Below are 2,766 nucleotides of genomic sequence, written 5' to 3'. Positions count from 1 at the left end.
CACCCGCCCCGCCGCGTCCCGCAGCAGGAAATGCGCCCCGTGGCGGAGCGGCCGGGCGCGCTTGGGCGCCTTGCGCGGCAGGTCCGCGGCCACCCCCGCCGCCCGCGCCGCGCAGGGCCCCTGCCAGGGACAGATGCCGCAGGCCGGGCTGCGCGGCGTGCAGATGGTCGCACCCAGGTCGAACAGCGCCTGGACGAAATCCCCCGGCCGGGCGCTGGCCGCGCCGTCGGCCATGAAGCCCTGGGCGAGCGCGGCAAGACGCGGCTTGGCGCCCGGCAGTGGCTCCTCCACCCGGAACAGCCGCGCCGTCACCCGTTCCACATTGCCATCGAGCGGCACCAGCGGCGCGTCGAAGGCGATCGCCGCGACGGCGGCCGCCGTGTAGGGCCCGATGCCGGGCAGCGCCGCCAGCCCGTCCCTGTTGCACGGGAAACGTCCCGCCGCCGCCACGGCCTTCGCGCAGGCATGGAGGTTCCGCGCCCGGGCGTAGTAGCCCAGCCCCGCCCATTCCTCCGCCACCTCGGCCCAATCGGCCGCCGCCAGGGCCTGGATGGAGGGGAAGCGCGCGAGGAACCGCGAAAAGCGCGGCCCCACCGCGGCGACCGTCGTCTGCTGGAGCATGACCTCGGACAGCCAGACGCGGTAAGGATCGCGCGGCTGCCCCGGCGCCGCCCGCCAGGGCAGATCCCGCCGGTGCCGGTCGTACCAGGCGAGCAGCGCGGCGGCGGGAGGATTGTCGGATGTCACGGGAGGAGGAGCAGAAGCGGTTCCTGGGTGGGCCGAGGCCCCTCGGCGCCCTGGTCCCCCGCCTCACACGCCCGGCCTACAAGCGCAAGAGCCCCGCCGGGGCGATGATCATGGCCGACTGGCCGGACATCGCCGGCCCGGCCATCGCCGCCGTGACCCAGCCTCTGCGCCTGACCCAGGGGACGCTGACGCTGGCCTGTTCCGGGCCGGTGGCGATGGAATTGCAGCACCTCGCGCCGCAACTGGCCTCCCGGATCAACGCCGCGCTCGGGCGGGTGGCGGTCGAGCGCTTCCGATTCGTCCAGCAGGCCCCGACGGGCGCCGCCCCCGCCCGGCGCCGCCCCGCCGCCCCCGAATCGCTGCCCGAGCGGGTCGAATCGGCCCTGGCCGGCATCGAATCCCCGGAGTTGCGGGCGGCGCTGGAAAGATTGGGCCGCGGCGTCTATCGGAAACGGGACTAGGCGGCCCCGAGTCCCCCCTCGCGGCCGCCCGCCCCATATCCACCCCGGCCGCCCCCCTTCACGCGGCCGGAGAGAGGAGAGAGAGCACGATGCCCGACCGCCGTTCCCTGCTGGCCGCCGCGACAGGCCTGATCGCCGCCGGCCCCGCCCTCGCGCAGGCGCCGGCCGACCCGCGCCTCGGCGAAAGGTCGGTGGGCCGGGCGGATGCGCCGCTGACGGTGATCGAATACTTCTCCCTCACCTGCTCCCATTGCGGGGCCTTCCACCGCGACACCTGGCCGCGGGTCCGGACGGAACTGGTCGACACGGGCCGCATCCGCATGGTCTGGAAGGATTTCCCGCTCGACCAGATCTCGCTGCGCGCGCACGCCGTCGCCCGCGCCTTCCCCGCCGAGGCCTATGAGGCCTTCCTGACCGCCCTGTTCAGCACCCAGGACCGCTGGGCCTATGCCCGCGGCGTCGACCACAAGGCGGAGATCGGCAGGATCGCGACCCTGGCCGGCATGGCCCCCGCGACCTTCGAGGCCGCCTGGGCCGATGACGACCTTGCCCGCGGCGTGCTCGCCATCCGCCAGCAGGGGGAAACGGAGCACCGCGTCCAGGCGACGCCGACCTTCGTCTTCGGCCGCCGCGTCGTCGGCGGGGCCATTCCCTTCGACCGCTTCCTGCGCGAGGTCCAGACTCCGTGACGGCGGACGGGCACGTCCCGGCCCCCGAGCCGGCGCGCGAGGATGGCGAGGATGGCGGGCGCAGCGAGGCCCAGCGCCTCGCCGCCGTGCGCGCGACCCTCGCCCGCATCCGCATCGCCGGCTTCAAGTCCTTCGCCGAGCCGACCAATGTCGAGGTTCGGCCCGGCCTGACCGGCATCGTCGGCCCGAATGGCTGCGGCAAGTCCAACGTCGTCGAAGCCCTGCGCTGGGCGATGGGGGAGACCTCCGCCAAGGCCATGCGCGGCGGGGAGATGGACGACGTCATCTTCGCCGGCACCGCGACCCGCGCGGGGCGCAACCTCGCGGAAGTCGCGCTGAGCCTGGAGGATGCGGAAGGCCTCGCCCCGCCGCCCAACCAGGACCAGCCGGAACTCGAGATCGTCCGCCGTATCACCCGCGGCGAAGGTTCCGCCTTCCGGGTGAACGGCAAGGAGGTCCGCGCGCGCGACGTGCAGACCATGTTCGCCGATATCGGCTCGGGCGCCCGTGCCTCCGCCATGGTCAGCCAGGGCCGCGTCTCCACCCTGATCCAGGCCAAGCCCGAGGATCGCCGCCAGGTGCTGGAGGAAGCGGCCGGCATCGCCGGGCTGCGCGCCCGCCGGCATGAGGCGGAACTGAAGCTGCGCCAGGCCGAGACGAACCTGTCGCGCGCCGAGGACCTGCTCGGGCAGCTCGACACCCAGCGCCAGGGGCTGCAGCGCCAGGCGCGGCAGGCCAATCGCTACCGCAACCTCTCCGGGCTGGTGCGGCAGGCGGAAGGCGAATGGCTCGCCATCCTCGCCGCCCGCGCCGGCGCGGCCGGCCGCCTCGCCGCCGAGCAACTCGCCGCCGCCCGCGCCGGGGTCCGC

The 2,766-nt window shown here is 74.8% G+C and carries 4 protein-coding genes; 3 read left to right on the top strand and 1 reads right to left on the bottom strand.

What is annotated here, in order from left to right:
- Positions 1 to 747, bottom strand: a 747-nt coding sequence (locus tag HW577_RS23325) for an A/G-specific adenine glycosylase (RefSeq protein WP_198378497.1), incomplete at its 3' end; no start/stop codon positions are given.
- On the opposite strand from HW577_RS23325, the gene HW577_RS23320 reads away from it, so the two are divergent.
- The 3 genes from HW577_RS23320 to HW577_RS23310 form a co-directional block, all read left to right on the top strand.
- On the top strand, positions 741 to 1,208 hold the full coding sequence (locus HW577_RS23320) for a DUF721 domain-containing protein (protein WP_198378496.1): 468 nt from the start codon (positions 741 to 743) through the stop codon (positions 1,206 to 1,208). The two genes, HW577_RS23325 and HW577_RS23320, sit on opposite strands and share 7 nt — an antisense overlap.
- A gap of 89 nt (positions 1,209 to 1,297) precedes the next feature.
- Positions 1,298 to 1,897: a DsbA family protein gene (locus tag HW577_RS23315; RefSeq protein ID WP_198378495.1), complete on the top strand. Its 600-nt coding sequence runs from the start codon at positions 1,298 to 1,300 to the stop codon at positions 1,895 to 1,897.
- A gap of 86 nt (positions 1,898 to 1,983) precedes the next feature.
- A partial coding sequence (locus HW577_RS23310) for an AAA family ATPase (RefSeq protein ID WP_198378498.1) occupies positions 1,984 to 2,766 on the top strand: 783 nt, incomplete at its 3' end.

The sequence above is a fragment of the Neoroseomonas rubea genome, assembly GCF_016106015.1.
In the GTDB taxonomy this organism is placed as follows: domain Bacteria; phylum Pseudomonadota; class Alphaproteobacteria; order Acetobacterales; family Acetobacteraceae; genus Neoroseomonas; species Neoroseomonas rubea.
This window is presented reverse-complemented; position numbering and strand designations above follow the sequence as displayed.